General features: G+C 65.6%; 12 protein-coding genes. 9 read left to right on the top strand and 3 right to left on the bottom strand.

What is annotated here, in order from left to right; genetic code table 11:
* The first annotated feature begins 154 nt into the window (after nt 1-154).
* Genes polA through GRI48_RS07475 form a run of 3 tightly spaced genes read left to right on the top strand, consistent with a single transcriptional unit; the run spans nt 155 to nt 5,425 of the window.
* Nucleotides 155-3,034 (top strand): DNA polymerase I, encoded by a 2,880-nt coding sequence (gene polA, locus GRI48_RS07465; protein WP_160673469.1) that lies wholly within the window; start codon nt 155-157, stop codon nt 3,032-3,034.
* Nucleotides 3,031-4,311, top strand: coding sequence for a sensor histidine kinase (locus GRI48_RS07470; RefSeq protein ID WP_160673472.1), 1,281 nt, complete (start codon nt 3,031-3,033; stop codon nt 4,309-4,311). Before polA ends, GRI48_RS07470 begins: the two co-directional genes overlap by 4 nt.
* A gap of 31 nt (nt 4,312-4,342) precedes the next feature.
* A complete protein-coding gene (locus GRI48_RS07475; RefSeq protein WP_160673475.1) occupies nt 4,343-5,425 on the top strand; it encodes a mechanosensitive ion channel family protein in 1,083 nt (360 codons plus the stop codon).
* Between the two features lie 22 nt (nt 5,426-5,447).
* Here GRI48_RS07475 and GRI48_RS07480 read toward each other — a convergent pair whose 3' ends face one another.
* Both GRI48_RS07480 and GRI48_RS07485 read right to left on the bottom strand, forming a co-directional pair.
* Complete coding sequence (locus GRI48_RS07480) at nt 5,448-7,787, bottom strand: CDC48 family AAA ATPase (RefSeq protein WP_160673478.1); 2,340 nt, start codon at nt 7,785-7,787, stop codon at nt 5,448-5,450.
* A 280-nt stretch (nt 7,788-8,067) separates the two neighbouring features.
* Nucleotides 8,068-8,637, bottom strand: a complete 570-nt coding sequence (locus GRI48_RS07485; protein ID WP_160673481.1) for a hypothetical protein — start codon at nt 8,635-8,637, stop codon at nt 8,068-8,070.
* Nucleotides 8,638-8,687: 50 nt separating this feature from the next.
* Between GRI48_RS07485 and GRI48_RS07490 the strand changes: the two genes are divergently transcribed.
* From GRI48_RS07490 to GRI48_RS07515, 6 genes are all read left to right on the top strand, one after another.
* Complete coding sequence (locus GRI48_RS07490; RefSeq protein ID WP_160673484.1) at nt 8,688-9,395, top strand: CoA transferase subunit A; 708 nt, start codon at nt 8,688-8,690, stop codon at nt 9,393-9,395.
* Complete coding sequence (locus GRI48_RS07495) at nt 9,392-9,955, top strand: YybH family protein (RefSeq protein WP_160673487.1); 564 nt, start codon at nt 9,392-9,394, stop codon at nt 9,953-9,955. The genes GRI48_RS07490 and GRI48_RS07495 overlap by 4 nt, the downstream gene beginning before the upstream one ends.
* Nucleotides 9,952-10,767, top strand: coding sequence for an HAD family hydrolase (locus GRI48_RS07500; protein ID WP_160673490.1), 816 nt, complete (start codon nt 9,952-9,954; stop codon nt 10,765-10,767). Before GRI48_RS07495 ends, GRI48_RS07500 begins: the two co-directional genes overlap by 4 nt.
* Before the next feature lie 10 nt (nt 10,768-10,777).
* Nucleotides 10,778-11,434, top strand: a complete 657-nt coding sequence (locus GRI48_RS07505) for a CoA transferase subunit B (RefSeq protein ID WP_160673493.1) — start codon at nt 10,778-10,780, stop codon at nt 11,432-11,434.
* Nucleotides 11,435-11,499: 65 nt separating this feature from the next.
* Nucleotides 11,500-12,639 (top strand): NAD(P)H-dependent flavin oxidoreductase, encoded by a 1,140-nt coding sequence (locus GRI48_RS07510; RefSeq protein WP_237451760.1) that lies wholly within the window; start codon nt 11,500-11,502, stop codon nt 12,637-12,639.
* 48 nt (nt 12,640-12,687) lie between these two features.
* Entirely contained in the window at nt 12,688-13,842 is a 1,155-nt protein-coding gene (locus GRI48_RS07515) for a CaiB/BaiF CoA transferase family protein (RefSeq protein WP_160673496.1), read from the top strand.
* Between the two features lie 3 nt (nt 13,843-13,845).
* On the opposite strand, the gene GRI48_RS14515 is transcribed toward GRI48_RS07515, so the two are convergent.
* Nucleotides 13,846-15,744: an alpha/beta fold hydrolase gene (locus GRI48_RS14515; RefSeq protein ID WP_160673499.1), complete on the bottom strand. Its 1,899-nt coding sequence runs from the start codon at nt 15,742-15,744 to the stop codon at nt 13,846-13,848.
* Between the last annotated feature and the right edge of the window lie 21 nt (nt 15,745-15,765).

Below are 15,765 nucleotides of genomic sequence, written 5' to 3' on the forward strand. Positions count from 1 at the left end.
GTGACCATGCAAGCGATTTTGCCATAATCTCGCCTCTTTCTCGCCGCGTCTTGCCACATTTCGCCTGAGCTCCGCGCGAATGAAAGTGATGAATCGGGGGGCGGGAAGGCCGTTTCGTGCTGCTTTTGGGCGGGCCGAATGCTAGCGAATGCGCATGGCAGCCAAACAGCATCTCTATCTGGTCGACGGGTCGGCCTACATCTTCCGCGCGTATCACCGTCTCCCCCCGTTGACCGATCCGGAAGGAACGCCGGTAGGCGCCGTCTACGGCTACACGACCATGCTGTGGAAGCTGGCCGACGATCTCGACAAGGCCGACGGACCAACGCACCTGGCAGTGGTGCTCGACAAGTCGAGCCACAGTTTCCGCAACGAGATCTACGACCAGTACAAGGCCAACCGCCCCGATCCGCCCGAAGACCTCGTGCCGCAATTCCCGCTGATCCGCGACGCGACCCGCGCCTTCAGCCTGCCGCTGGTCGAGGAGCCCGATGTCGAGGCCGACGACATGATCGCTTCCTATGCCCGCGCGGCGACGCGCAAGGGCTGGGACGTGACGATCGTCTCCTCGGACAAGGACCTGATGCAGCTCATCGGCCAATGCGCCGACCATGATCTCGACGACGGGGTCGAAGCCGGCGGCTGCATCGACATGCTCGACACGATGAAGAGCCAGCGGATCGGGCGCGAGGAAGTGATCGAGAAATTCGGCGTCGGGCCCGAGCTGGTCGGCGATGTACTGGCGCTGATGGGCGACAGCGTCGACAACATCCCGGGCATCTTCGGCGTCGGTCCCAAGACGGCCAGCAAGCTGATCAACGATCACGGCTCCCTGACGGCAGCGCTGGACGCTGCTCCGGAAATGAAGACGTCCAAGCTCAAGGAACGCCTGCTGGAAGGGCGCGGCGATGCCGAGCTCAGCCGGGTGCTGGTGACGCTGAAAGAGGATTGCGAGCTGCCGATCGCGCTCGACGACATGAAGCTCGATGGCGTGCCTCCCGAACCGCTGGCCGCCTTTCTGGAAAAACACGGCTTCACGTCGTTGCTGCGACGGCTCGACGCGGGCCGAGGCAGCCCCGACCGGCCGAACAATCTCAATCCCATCAAGCCGGAGAACAAGGGCGCGCCGGCGAGCAGCGAAGGCAATCGCCAGCCGCTGCCCGAGATGCCGGCAGTCGACCGCGCGGCCTACGAATGCGTCCAGACCATGGAGCGCCTGGAGCACTGGATCGCGCGGGCCTTCGCTGCCCGGCTCGTGGCAGTCGACACCGAGACCAGCAGCCTCGACTGCATGCAGTGCGATCTCGTCGGCTTCAGCTTGGCGCTGGGCCCCAACGATGCCTGCTACGTTCCGCTGGCGCACGGGGGCAGCGACATGTTCGCCGAGCGACCCGACCAGATCCTGCTCGACGAGGCTCTCGCCGCGATCCGGCCGCTGCTAGAAAGCGAGGCCGTCCTCAAGGTCTTCCACAACGGCAAATACGATCTCAACGTCCTCGCCCGCAACGGCATACTCGTCGCGCCGGTGGATGACACGATGGTCATCAGCTTCGCTCTCGATGCGGGACGCCAGATCGACGGGATCGGTGCCGGCGGGATCGGCGGCGGACACGGCATGGACGAGCTTGCGGAGCGCCACCTGTCGCACAAGTGCCTCAGCTTCAAGGACATCTGCGGCACGGGCAGGAAGCAGATTCCCTTCGGCGAGGTGCCGCTCGACAAGGCGACCGAATATGCTGCCGAGGATGCCGACATCACCTGGCGGTTGTACGCGACGCTCAGGCCCCGGCTCGCGATCGAGGGCGGAACGCGCGTCTACGAGCGGGTCGACCGACCGATCGTGCCGGTGGTCGCCGGCATGGAGCGTCACGGTATCAAGGTCGATCGCGCCGCGCTCGCCAAGCTGTCGGAGAGTTTCGCCGCGCAGACGGCCACGCTGGAAGGCGAGATCCACGAGATCGCGGGCGGCGAATTCACCATCGGCAGTCCCAAGCAATTGGGCGACGTGCTGTTCGACAAGCTGGGTTACAAGGGCGGTCGCAAGGGCAAGAGCGGCCAGTATTCGACCGACCAGACCGTCCTCGAACGCCTCTCGGGCGAAGGCGCGGAAATCGCCGACAAGGTCCTCGAGTGGCGCCAACTGACCAAGCTCAGGACGACCTACACCGATGCGTTGCAGGCGGCGATCAATCCGAACACGGGCCGGGTCCATACCAGCTATAGCCTGGTCGGCGCGCAGACCGGCCGGCTGTCGTCGACCGATCCCAACCTGCAGAATATCCCGATCCGCACCGAGATCGGCCGCCAGATCCGCGATGCCTTCGTCGCCGACGAGGGCAATGTCCTTCTCGCCGCCGACTATTCGCAGATCGAGCTGCGGCTGGCAGCGCACATGGCCAACGTCGAATCGCTCAAGGAAGCCTTCGCCGCGGGCGAGGACATCCACTCGCGCACCGCGAGGGAAATGTTCGGCGAGGTGACCCGCGATACGCGCGCGCAAGCCAAGACGATCAATTTCGCGATCCTCTACGGCATCAGCCGCTGGGGCCTTGCCGGAAGGCTGGGTATCGAGGCCGACGAGGCGCAGGCGCTCATCGACACCTATTTCCAGCGCTTTCCGGGCATCCAGCGCTACATTCTCGAAACGCTCGAGAAGGTGAAGGAGCGCGGCTATTCGGAAACCCTGTTCGGGCGCAAGACATGGTTCCCGCGGATCAATTCGAAGAACCAGGCCGAACGCCAGGGCAGCGAACGGGCCGCGATAAACGCGCCGATCCAGGGCACCAGCGCCGACATCATCAAGCGTGCCATGGCGCGGATGGGTCCCGCACTGGAAGAGGCGGGGCTGCATGACGTTCGCATGCTGCTGCAGGTTCACGACGAGCTGGTGTTCGAATTGCCCGAAGGGGACGTGGAGAAAGCGTCGACCCTGATAGCGAATGTTATGGCGCAGGCAGCCGAGCCTGCGGTAAGGCTCGACGTTCCGCTCGATGTCGAGATCGGCACGGGCAAGAGCTGGGGCGCCGCACATTGAAACGAGTTTTCGCCTATCTGGCCCAGGACGGGGCCCTGCGCTGGCTCAACGTGGCACTGCTGGGCACGATGGCGCTCGCCATGCTGGGCGCGATCCTGTTGATCTACAACACGATCGATTCCGAACGGTCGGAGCGCGAACAGGTCGAGCTGACCACCGAAGTTCTCACCGAACTGCGCAACGTCAGCCGCGCGGCGATCAACGCCGAGACCGGGCAGCGCGGCTACCTGATCACGCTCGATCGCCGCTACCTCGATCCCTATCGCACCGGACGCGAGCTGTTCCGCCCGTCGCTCGACCGGCTCCGCGCGCTGATCGGCGAGGAGGCGACTCCGCGGCAGGCCGAGTTGCTCGAGGCCATCGAGAACCTCGGCGAGGCGAAATTCGCCGAGATGGACGAAACCGTAGCGCTTCTCGAGGCGGGCGATCTCCTGGGAGCGCGCCAGAAGGTCCTGACCGACGAAGGGCAGGAAGTGATGGAGCGCCTGAGGCGCGCGGTCAGCGAAATGGAAACGATCGAGACCGAAATCCTCGCCAGGCAGGTCGAGGAGACGGCCCGCTCGGAGGCACGCGTCCTGCCGATGCTGGCCGGCCTCGCCGTCCTGCTCCTGCTGGCGATCATCTCGACGATCCGGCTGGTGGCGCGCACCGCCCGCGCCGAAGCCGAAGCCGCGCAGGCGGCCCAGCTGGGCGAAGCGCGCGACCGTGCCGACCTGCTCGCGCGCGAGCTCAACCACCGGGTCAAGAACATCTTCGCCGTCATCATCGCGATCGTGAAGATGAGCGGGCGCGACAATCCGGAAGCCAAGCCGCTGCTCGACAGCATCACCGATCGCATCCGCGCCCTCCTCACCGCGCACGAGGTGACGCAGGGCGCGCTCGACAAGCCGGTCGCCTCGCTGCAATCGCTGATCGAGACCACGCTCGCGCCCTATCGCTCAAGCAATCAGCAGGCGGAGATCGACGGGCCCGAGATCCTCCTGTCGGCCGAGAAGGTCACGCCGCTCGGCCTGGTACTCCACGAGTTGACGACCAATGCCGTGAAGTACGGGGCGTGGAGCCAGGGCGGCAAGCTGGCCGTGCACTGGGAGAACGTCGGCGGCGAGATTCGCATCGCCTGGCGCGAAACCGGCGTGGAAGGGCTGCCCGAGGCGCGCAGGGAAGGCTTCGGATCGCTGCTGATGACCAGCGCGGCGCGGCAGCTGCGCGGCTCCATCGACCGCAAGTTCGCCCGCGGAGAAGTGGCCGTGGACATCGCCTTTCCCGCCGGAAATTGACGGCGACGGGCATGGCGCATAGGGCGCGTTGATGTTCGAGCGCTACAATCCCGCCAACTGGCCGATTTCGTGGGAGGGGCTGATCCACGCCGCGATCATGCTCGGCAGCGCCGTCCTCGTCGCGCTGCTCGTGCATTACATCGTGTTCGCGCTGGTCCGCCGCATCGCGCGCCTGTCGCCTACCACCATCGACGACATCGTCGTGCGCGCGGTGCGCAGGCCGATGCGCTGGGCCATGATCGGTTTCGCGCTGTCGATTGCCGCGCAGACAGACGTGCTGGTCGGCGAAGGATGGGACATCGCCGCTCGTTTCCTGACGCCGGCACTGCTCGGCTGGGTCGCCTTCGCCATCGTCCGCGGCGTTTCGGCAGGGCTCGAAGCCCAGATCGAGCACAGCGGAGACCCGGTCGCCAACCGCAGCCGGATGACGCGCATCTCGATTTTCTCGCGTACCATCAACATCGCGATCGTCATCATCGCCGTGTCGCTGATGATGCTGTCGATACCGGGCGTGCGCGACATAGGGACCGCCATGCTCGCTTCGGCGGGCCTCGCCGCGCTGGCGGTGGGCGCTGCGGCGCAACCGGCGCTCAAATCGCTGATCGCGGGCCTGCAGATGGCGCTCACCCAGCCGATCCGGCTCGGCGACCTCGTCAAGGTCGACGGACAGGCAGGCCGGGTCGAGGAGATCCGCATGAGCTTCGTGACGGTGCGTACCTGGGACGAGCGGGTGATGGTCGTGCCGACCAGCCGGTTCCTCGATCAGAGCTTCGAGAACTGGTCGCGCGTGTCCGAAGCCCTGACCGGTCCGGTCATGCTCCATCTCGATCCGGCAGCAGAAATCGAGCCCATTCGCCGCGAGTTCGAGCGTTTCATCAAGACGTGCGAGGAGTGGGACGGCCGCACGGCGACCGCGCTGATGACCGAAGCCTATCCCGAAAGCGTCGAGATCCGGCTCGCGATGAGTTCAGGGACTATCGGCGACCTGTTCGCGCTGCGCTGCACGGTTCGCGAACACATGCTCGGCTGGCTGCGCAGGAACATGCCCGACGCGCTCATCCACCATCGGCTCGAGGTCGAAGCCGCCAACGCCAGGGCTGCCGGCGGAGCCTGACGGCCCCGCCTGCGCCATGCACCTACTCGATCGGCGTCTCGACCGGCGCCGACTCGTGCTTCTTCGGCCGCGTCGATTCGACCATGCCTTCGTGAATGAAACCGATCGGCTGGATCTCCGCCGCGCGCTTTTTCAGTTCGCCGCGCATCTTCTTGTATTCGTCTTCCATCTTGGCGGTGACCGTCGCGCGCGAATCCTCGAGCGCTTCCTCGAAATCCGCCGCGGACACCTCGTCGACCTCGTCCCCGAGCCGGCGCAGCGCATTGAGGCCAGCCCGGCGGACGACATCTTCCAGGTCGGCTCCGGTGAAACGCTCGGTCTTGGAAGCCACCGCACCCAGATCGACATCGCTCGCGAGCGGCATGTTCTGGGTGTGGATGCGCAGGATCTGCTCGCGGCCCGGCTTGTCCGGCGTGCCGACGTAGACCAGTTCGTCGAAGCGGCCGGGACGCAGCAACGCCGGGTCGACCAGCGTCGGACGATTGGTCGCGCCGATAACGACGACCGACTGCAATTCCTCGAGCCCGTCCATCTCCGCGAGGATCGTGTTGACCACGCGCCCAGTCACCTGCGGCTCCGCCGTGCCCGATCCACGGGCCGGAACGAGGCTGTCGATCTCGTCGATGAAGACCACGCAGGGCGCGACCGAACGCGCCCGGGCGAACATCCTGGCGATCTGCTGCTCGCTCTCGCCGTACCACTTGCTCAGCAAATCGGACGATTTCATCGAGATGAAATTCGCTTCCGATTCCTTGGCGACCGCCTTGGCGAGCAAGGTCTTTCCGGTACCCGGCGGTCCGTAGAGCAGGAAGCCCTTGGCGGGGCGAATGCCGAGCCGCCTGAAGGCATCGGGGTTCTTGAGCGGCAGCTCGACCCCTTCCTTGAGCTTGTCGATCGCCTCGGTCACGCCGCCGATGTCTTCCCACGCGATGTCGGGCACCTGCACCATCACTTCGCGCATGGCGGACGGCTGGACGCGCTTCAGCGCCTCCAGGAAGTCCTCGCGGCCGACGTACAGCTCCTCGAGCACTTCGGGCGGAATCACCCGCTCGTCGAGGTCGAGCTTGGGCATGATCCGGCGGACTGCCTCGATCGCCGCCTCGCGTGCGAGCGCAGCGATATCGGCACCGACGAAGCCGTAAGTTGCCTTGGCCAGTTCCTTCAGATCGACCTTGTCGCCCAGCGGCATCCCGCGGGTGTGAATCGCCAGAATCTCGCGCCTGCCGTTCTCGTCCGGCACGCCGATGACGATCTCCCGATCGAAGCGGCCCGGGCGGCGGAGCGCCTCGTCGATCGCGTCGGGGCGATTGGTCGCCGCGATGACCACCAGGTTCGCTCGCGCCTCCAGGCCGTCCATCAGCGTCAGCAGCTGAGCGACGAGGCGCTTTTCCGCCTCGCCGGAAACCTGGCTGCGCTTGGGAGCGATCGAATCGATCTCGTCGATGAAGACGATCGCGGGCGCAGCTCGGGTGGCCTCCTCGAACACCTCGCGCAGCCGCTTCTCGCTCTCGCCGTAACCCGAACCCATGATCTCGGGCCCGTTGATGGTGAAGAACTCGGCATCCGATTCGTTGGCGACCGCCTGCGCCAGCCGGGTCTTGCCGGTGCCCGGCGGACCGTGCAGCAGGACGCCCTTGGGCGGATCGACGCCGAGCCGGGTGAACAGTTCGGGATAGCGCAGCGGAAGCTCGACCATCTCGCGCAATTGCTGGATCGTCTCGCCGATGCCGCCGACATCGTCGTAGTTGACGGCAGCGCGCGCATCGCGCGGCTCCTCGAACTCGGGCCGGAGCTCGACTTCGGTATTCTCGTCGATGTGGACGATACCCTTCGGGCTGGTCGAGACCACCGACAGGCGAATCTGGGTCAGCGCATAGGCGGGCGTGTTGATCATCCGCTGGACCTGAGGCGGCATGTTCTGGACCGGCTGCTGCCCGGTCGTCGCGACGAGATCGCCGGCCACCAGCGGCTTCCTGAAGAAGTTGCGCTGCAACGCCTGCGTCGGCCCGTGCAGCCGCATCTCGCGCTGGGCGGGAGCGAACACGACCCGGGTCGCCGGGCGCGACTGCGCCGCCGCGATCACCACGTGCTCGCCCGATCCGACCTCCGCATTGCCGCGCTGCAAACCGTCGAGCCGGACGACATCGAGCGCCTGGTCCTCGTCGTAAGCCGACATGGCGATGGCGGCAGTGGTGCGCTTGCCGCGAACCTCGACCACGTCGCCCTCGGTAATGCCCAGGGCCTGGAACGCGGAACGGGGCAGGCGCGCAAAGCCCTGTCCCGATTCTTCCTGCCTGGCGGCCGCGACCTGCAGCCGGACCGTGTTTTCGTCTGATGCGATTGCCGTTGCGGCATCGGCCATGGAATGATCTCCGTCTTCGTCTTTGCGGCCCTACATGGGGTCCGATCCCGGGATGTTAATGCCCTAGGATAATGGACGAGGCGGCAAACCGTGCCGGAAAACGGGATCGGCATCCCGAGCGACGCGGACCGGACAAGAAAAAGGCCCGGCTGGATAAACCGGCCGGGCCATGAAGTCTTGGGAGAGGATGCCTAAAAGGCAGGTAGACATATGCTGCTCTGCACAATTTTGTGCAAGTGCGAAATGAACAAGCCCTGTTGAATGTTTTGCAACGGCTGCCTTACGGCTCGAAATCTCCGGGCCACCGCTGCGGTTCGCCCACGATACGGGCGCAGCCGGGATGCGGGCGGTTGCGACCGGGCGACGTGAAGCCAGCTTTGAAGTCGGTGATTTCGCCGGAGAACTCGTCGTCGCACTCGCCCGGCTCAACCGTAACCGCAAAATCGTATCGCTCGCCCCATGGGTTCTCGATCATTCCGGAGAAGGCCCAGCCAGAACCCTGGCGGCGGCGCTCGACCGGTACGATCGTGGCAAAACGCTCGCCCGATGTGTGGTCGCTCACGAGCATATCCTTTCCCCGCGTCTCGAACCCGAGGAAGGGTTCGCCGAATTTCACGACGAAATCTTCGCGGCCGGCAGGCCGGGCGAGGAAGGCCGCGACGGCGGCATCGCCGAGGCCCGCACGCGGAGCCGGTGGACCCGGATCGGCCGGGGGCGTCGGTCGAGGCGATTGCACAACCGGAGCGTCCGGTGGCTGGGCGGCCTCGTCACCGCAACCCCCCAGACACAGGAGCACCGGAGCAGCAAGCGCCGCCGGGCTTCGCAGCTGCAGCAGGGGTGACAGACTCACGCGCGCCTCCTAACAGATTGTCATTGGCTCGAAACCGTAATGGAAGCCCGATGAACAAGCTCTTTCCCGATGCTGCCGCCGCCCTGAACGGGCTCCTGAAGGACGACATGCTGATCGCCAGCGGCGGCTTCGGCCTCTGCGGCATTCCCGAGCGACTGCTGACCGCAATCCGCGACAGCGGCGTCAAGAACCTGACTTTCGCCAGCAACAATGCCGGGATCGACAACGAAGGCATCGGCATGCTGCTGCGGACGCGGCAGGTGAAGAAGATGATCTCCAGCTACGTCGGCGAGAACAAGGAGTTCGAGCGGCAGTTTCTTTCCGCCGAACTCGAAGTCGAATTCTGCCCGCAGGGTACGCTTGCCGAACGCATGCGTGCAGGCGGCGCCGGCATTCCGGGCTTCTACACCAGGACCGGCGTCGGCACCCAGGTGGCGGAGGGCAAGGAAACCAAGATCTTCGACGGCGAGGAGTTCATTCTCGAGCGCGGGATCTTCGCCGATCTCGCCATCGTCAAGGCGTGGAAGGCCGACGAAACCGGAAACCTCGTATTCCGCAAGACCGCGCGCAATTTCAACCTGCCGGCAGCAACCTGCGGCAAGGCCTGCGTGGTCGAGGTCGAGGAAGTCGTGCCGGCCGGTTCGCTCGACCCCGACTGCATCCATTTGCCCGGGGTCTACGTGCAGCGGATGATCGTCGGCGCACCCTACGACAAGAAGATCGAGTTCGAGACCACGCGCGAAAGGGAGGCGGCATGAACTGGCGGGCCATTACTGGCGCGCTCGGGCTGATGGCGCTGGCCGGCTGCACGACCACGCACGAGGAAAACGTCGTCAACCAGGTAACGCACAACCACTATGCGGCTAGCGAGCGGGTGGAACAGGAAACGGCCGAGGCGATCGATACCGCGCTGATCGCGGTCTACGCCGCCATCTCCGGCCCGGTCGGGCAGGACCGCGACTGGGATGCGATGCGTGCCCTCTTCACGCCCGATGCACGCCTGACCGCGATCACCCCGCGCGGGCTGATGGGCGGCACGGTAGAGGATTACATCGCGCGCTCCGGCCCGGTCCTGGTCCAGAGCGGCTTCACCGAACGCCAGCTCGATCGCCGGCTCGAGGTCTATGGCGATCTTGCCCATGCATGGTCGTCCTACGAGGGCCATTTCACCGGCACCGACGGCAAACCAGCGAGCGTGCGCGGCATTAACAGCTTCCAGCTGGTCCGCCAGGCCGACGGGCGATGGCTGGTGCAGTCGATCTTCTGGCAGGCCGAGACACCGGACAATCCCCTGCCGGACGACCTTTCCGGCCGATGATGGCGGTCGCTCGCCTCGCGACACTTATGCTCGCCTGTGCGAGCCTTTCGGGCTGCGTCGCAGCGGCCGCGATCCCGGTGCTGGCGGGGGGATCGATGCTGCGCAGCGAGGCGGTCACCGGCGACAAGCCCGCTGCACCCGCACCGCGCCAGCCGGTCGCGTCGACGCCCTCGGCCAATCCGGGGATCGTGATGACCGACCTGCGCGCCCTGCCCGAACCGGGCAGCGGCGACATCGCACAGGGGATGCGAGACAGGTCCGAGGCGCGTTCCTTCGACCAGTTCTACGGCTACGCGCTGGCACAGGCTTCGCTCGACCCGCTCGAGGCACCGATGCGCTCGGCGCTTCTCGACAGCCCCGGATCGCTGCAACCGGTGCGCCAGCATTGCACCACGGGCGACCCTCTCGTGCTGGTCGATCTCGATCCGGCAGGTGCCACCTTCGACCCCGCCACACCCGGCGCTGCGAGCCGGCCTCTCGCCGAAGTGCTCGCGGTCCTGCGCGCGCGGGGGCTCGGCGTTGCCTGGCTGTCCGATGCGCCCGAAGCAGCGGCCGATGCGGTTCGCGCAGCCTTGCGCGCCGGTCGCCTTGATCCGCAGGGTAGCGATAGGCTGCTGCTGGCCGACGGCAATACCAGCAAGCAGCAACGCCGACAGGCGCTTGCCGAGACTGCTTGCCCGGTGGCCGTCGCGGGCGACGACCGCGCCGATTTCGACGAACTCTACGCCTATCTGAAGAATCCCGAGGCCGCTTTCGAACTGAACGAGATGTTCGGTTCGGGCTGGTTTCTCACCCCTAATCCGTTCGACTGAAGGAAGATGCATGTCCGATAGTGCCACCAAGACCGGCTGGACCCGCGATGAAATGGCCGCCCGCGCCGCGCGCGAGCTCAAGGACGGGTATTACGTCAATCTGGGCATCGGCATCCCGACGCTGGTCGCCAACCACATCCCCGAAGGCATGCAGGTCACTCTCCAGAGCGAGAACGGCATGCTCGGCATCGGGCCGTTCCCCTATCCCGACGAGGTCGACGCCGATCTCATCAACGCCGGCAAGCAGACGATCAGCGAGCTGCCGCATTCGGCCTATTTCGACAGCGCGGCGAGCTTCGCCATGATTCGCGGCGGGCACATCGACCTGACCGTCCTCGGCGCGATGGAAGTGGCGGAGAACGGCGACATCGCCAACTGGATGATCCCGGGAAAGATGATCAAGGGCATGGGCGGCGCGATGGACCTGGTCGCCGGGGTCAAGAAGATCATCGTCGTGATGGACCACACCGCCAAGGACGGCAGCCCCAAGTTCATTCCCGAATGCACGCTGCCGCTGACCGGGCGCAATGTCGTCGACATGATCGTGACCAATCTCGCTGTGTTCCAGCGCCCGGACCACGACAGCCCTTTCAAGCTGGTCGAACGCGCGCCGGGGGTGAGCGCCGAAGAGATCGCCGCCAGCACGAGCGCCCATTACGTCACCTGACAAAACGGGAGTTGCCAGCCCGCGCTCGCGGTCGCAGTGTATCGCCCGAATTGGGAGAGATATCGATGGCGATGAACCGCGTATGCGAAATGACCGGGGCGGATTTTCCGCTATTTGCTTTCAGCCACTGCCGCGACGTGGTGGCGGCGGTCAGCAAGGCGGGCGGCTTCGGGGTGTTCGGGGCGACGCGGTTCGGCCCCGAGGAGCTCGAGGAAGAACTGCAGTGGATCGACGCGCATGTCGACGGCGCACCCTATGGCGTCGACGTGCTCGTACCCGAAGTCATCGATGCACGCGTAGCCGGTCTCAAGGACAACTCCGAGCGCGCCGCGGCGATCGACCCGTCCTATCGCGACTTCGCCTATGACCTGCTCACCAGCCATGGCGTGCCGAGCGAGCGGGAGTTGCCGCCGTTAGACGACCGCAAGGGCATCACGCCGGAGAACGGCCTCGCCCTGATGGAAGTCGCCTTCCGCCATCCGATCCGCTTGATCGCCAATGCGCTGGGCATCGCGCCTCCGCAGATGATCGAGGAAGGCAAGAAGCGCGGCGTGCCGGTCGCCGCGCTGGTCGGCGCGAAGGAACATGCGATCCGCCAGGCCGAGGCCGGGGTCGACATCATCGTTGCGCAGGGCGGCGAGGCCGGCGGCCATTGCGGCGAGGTATCGACGCTGGTGCTGATTCCCGAAGTCGTCCGCGCGCTGGGCAAAGCGGGTTACGATATTCCGGTGCTGGCCGCAGGCGGCATCATGACCGGCGGACAGATGGCGGGAATGATGGCCGCTGGCGCGCAAGGCGCATGGACCGGATCCGTCTGGCTGGCGACGCCCGAGGCCGAGACGAGCGAGACGTTCCGGGAGAAAATGGTTGCCGCGCGCAGCCGCGATACCGTCCGCTCGCGCAGCCGCACGGGCAAGCCCGCGCGCCAGTTGCGCACCCCGTGGCACGATGCCTGGGACGCGCCCGACGGTCCCGGAACGCTGCCGATGCCGCTGATGGGGCTGGTCTCGGAGCCCAGCTTTGCCCGGATCGAGCAGGCGGCCGCCGCCGGCAATGCGGAAGCGCGCGAACTGGTGAGCTACTTCGTCGGCCAGGGCGTCGGGCTGATCGAACAGGTCCGCTCGAGCCGCCAAGTCGTACAGGATTTCCGCGAGGAGTATCTCGACGCGGTCGGGGCGCTGGCTGCCACCGTCGGCATGGAATGACCGCGACGGTCACTTGACCGGCCGCGCGCCCGCCCGCAGGGCTGCGATATGTGGCTCGACGCTTCCCGCAATCCGAACTCCCCGCTCGCCGGGCTGAAAGTCCTCGAACTCGCGCGCGTGCTCGCCGGGCCGTGGTGCGGGCAGATCCTCGCCGATCTCGGCGCGGACGTGATCAAGGTCGAGGGGCCCGACGGCGATACGACTCGCCACTGGGGCCCGCCGTGGATCGAACGCACGAACGCTGCGGGGGAGACGGTCCGCGAAGCCGCCTATTACCACGCGACCAATCGCGGGAAGCGCGACATCGTGGCCGACTTTCGCGATCCCGACGACCTCGAGCGGGTGAGCACCCTCGCGCAGGGCGCGGACGTGCTGCTGGAGAATTTCAAAACCGGCACGCTGGCGAAGTTTGGCCTCGACCATGCAACGCTTTCCGCGATCAACCCGGCGCTGGTCTATTGCTCGATCACCGGCTTCGGTCACACCGGCCCGCGCGCCCACGAACCCGGCTACGACGTTCTCATCCAGGCGATGAGCGGGTTCATGTCGCTGACCGGCGAACCCGATGGCCAGCCGATGAAGATGGGGGTGTCCATCTCCGACCTGACTTGCGGCATGTGGGCGGCGAACGCGATCCAGGCGGCGCTGCTTATGCGGCACAGGACGGGTTTGGGCCAGCACATCGACATGGCGCTGCTCGATTGCTCGGTCAGCCTGCTGGCCAATCAGGCGATGTATTACATGACCACCGGTCAACAGCCGCCCCGGGCGGGCAATGGCCACGCGGTGGTGAGCGCCTACGGGGTCTACCCGGCCAGCGACGGACCCGTGATCCTCGCTCCGGCGAACGACAGCCTTTTTGCCAGACTGCTCCAGGCGCTCGGACGCGACGACATGCTCGGCGACGAGCGCTTTGCGACCAACGAGGCGCGCCTCGCCAATCGCGAGGCGCTCGACCGGGAGATCGCCGGGACGACGGGCCGGATGACCCGCGAAGAATTGCTGACGCGCTGCGCGGATGCCGGCGTTCCGGCGGGTCCGATCAATGACCTGGAAGCAGTGTTCGCCGACCCGCAAGTCCGCCATCGCGGGCTTGCGCTGGACCTGCCGGGTGGTCTTCCCGGGCTGCGCACGCCCTTCTCGTTTTCGGACGCGGAACTGGCGATCGCCGATCCGTCCCCGACCTTCGGCGAGGACGACTAGCCGTCAGCTGGCAGGATTGTGCTTGTCGAGGAATTTCTCCATTTCCTCGAGGAACTGCGCCCGGTCCGCCATGCGCGAGAAGAAGTGATCGCCTTCTGCCTGCTCGATGTAGACGACATCCTTGCCGGCGGCTTTCAGTTTCTCGGCCAGTTCGCGCGACTGGTTGATCGGCACCCGCCAATCCTCCTTGCCGTGCACGAGCAGGATCGGAATGCCGAACTTGTCGACGTGGTTGATGGGTGAAACCCGAGCCAGGTCATCTGCCCGTCCCAGCCAGTACTCGCGCGATGATGGCCCGAAGTAGGAGTCGGACGAATAGCGCAGCATGCGCGGCATGTCCGAAACCCCCGCGAAACTGATAGCACAGCGGTAAATATCGGGATTGCGCTGCGCTGCGCGCATGGCGACGTATCCGCCGTAGGAACCGCCGACGATGCAGACGCGCTCCGGATCGGCCAGGCCCTTCTCGACCGCCCAGGTTACCGCGTCGTCGACGTCGTCCTGCATCTTGAGGCCCCATTCGCCGTCGCCAGCGTCCACGAACGCCTTTCCGAACCCGGTCGATCCGCGGTAATTGGGCTGGATGACAGCGTAACCGCGATCGGCGAGGAACTGCGACCACCAGTCCCACCGCTCGATGTCGCGGGCCCGCGGGCCACCATGCGGCAGGACGATGAGCGGCAGGCCCTTGGCCTCCCTGCCCGGTGGAAGGGTCAGGATTGCCGGGATCTTGAGACCGTCGCGCGCGGAATAGGTAACGGTTGTCACCGAACCGTTGCCGCCCCGGGCAAGTTGTTCGAGCGGCTTTGCGAGCAGCCGGACATCCTTTTTCGCGACGTCGAGCAGGTAATATTCCGAGGGACCGGCAGCCGTGCCGATCGAGGCGACGACGCGGTTGCGATCGTCGTCCGTGGTCAGGATCGACACTTTCTTTCCAGGAAAAGTCAGGTCGAGAAGCTCCTGCGCGGTCTTCAGCCTGGGGTCGATCCAGAAGTTCTGACGCACCGTGTCCACCCAGGTGTATCCGGCGAGTTCGCCGTCGACCGTGATAATGCCGTCAAGGTCGTAACCGTTGACGCCGTAGACCTTCTCGCCGAATGTCATTGTTTCCAGGTCGAGCTTGTAGGCCCCCTGGTATCCATCCACCGTTGCCAGCGCGATGGCGGACTTGCCGTCTTCGAGGAACACCGACGGTACCGGCAGATCATCGTCGCCTTCCGCCCATGCACGCTCTTTCAGATTGCTGCCTGCGCCATCACGATAGATCAGACGGACCCTGCGGCCGCCGCGTTCGTGGCCCACGCCGAACCGGATCACCCCGTCAGCGTCGGTGTAGTAGTTGCGAACCTGCTCATGAGGGTTGAGCTCGAGGGAGAAGCGGTTCTTCGGCACATTCACGCGCATGACCAGTGGAAAGAATCCCGGGTCCTTCCAGAAAACCGAGGTCGGATAGGAAATCAGGATTTCTGGGTTTTCGTCGTCTCCGGTCCAGATGACGTTGCCGCCATTGGCGAGCGGCTTGTCCTTCTTCGATTCCAGAGTGTGCAGATCGGTCCCATCGGCCTTGAACGCGATAAGCCGGCTCATCTGGGTTTCCTCGCCGAAAAGGCTCCGTTCGGAAATCCGGCCGTCGAACACGACATTCAGGACGAGCCAGTCGTTTCCGACCCAGTCGATGTCCCAGATTTCTGTCTCTCCGGCACTGACCACCACCGGCTTGCTGGAGCCGTCCAGCCCGATGATCACCATCCGCTGTTCGCCGTCGACTGCCATTTCCACGGCGATCTTCGTCCCGTCGGGCGAAAGCGTCGGATTGCTGAAGGTCGGCAATGTGGCGAAATATTCGAGCGGCCGCTCTGCCAGCGCCTCGCTGGAGAACGTGGACAGCAGGAATGCGGCCACAATCATGGCCTTGATACGATG

This window comes from Qipengyuania oceanensis, from assembly GCF_009827535.1.
Classification (GTDB): domain Bacteria; phylum Pseudomonadota; class Alphaproteobacteria; order Sphingomonadales; family Sphingomonadaceae; genus Qipengyuania_C; species Qipengyuania_C oceanensis.

Excerpts from the sequence above, each read along its gene's own strand:
- GRI48_RS07505 (WP_160673493.1), top strand. The coding sequence starts at position 10,778 with ATGTCCGATAGTGCCACCAAGACCGGCTGGACCCGCGATGAAATGGCC.
- GRI48_RS07495 (WP_160673487.1), top strand. The coding sequence starts at position 9,392 with ATGAACTGGCGGGCCATTACTGGCGCGCTCGGGCTGATGGCGCTGGCC.
- GRI48_RS07490 (WP_160673484.1), top strand. The coding sequence starts at position 8,688 with ATGAACAAGCTCTTTCCCGATGCTGCCGCCGCCCTGAACGGGCTCCTG.
- GRI48_RS07480 (WP_160673478.1), bottom strand. The coding sequence starts at position 7,787 with ATGGCCGATGCCGCAACGGCAATCGCATCAGACGAAAACACGGTCCGG.
- polA (WP_160673469.1), top strand. The coding sequence starts at position 155 with ATGGCAGCCAAACAGCATCTCTATCTGGTCGACGGGTCGGCCTACATC.
- GRI48_RS07475 (WP_160673475.1), top strand. The coding sequence starts at position 4,343 with ATGTTCGAGCGCTACAATCCCGCCAACTGGCCGATTTCGTGGGAGGGG.
- GRI48_RS07500 (WP_160673490.1), top strand. The coding sequence starts at position 9,952 with ATGATGGCGGTCGCTCGCCTCGCGACACTTATGCTCGCCTGTGCGAGC.
- GRI48_RS07515 (WP_160673496.1), top strand. The coding sequence starts at position 12,688 with ATGTGGCTCGACGCTTCCCGCAATCCGAACTCCCCGCTCGCCGGGCTG.
- GRI48_RS07510 (WP_237451760.1), top strand. The coding sequence starts at position 11,500 with ATGGCGATGAACCGCGTATGCGAAATGACCGGGGCGGATTTTCCGCTA.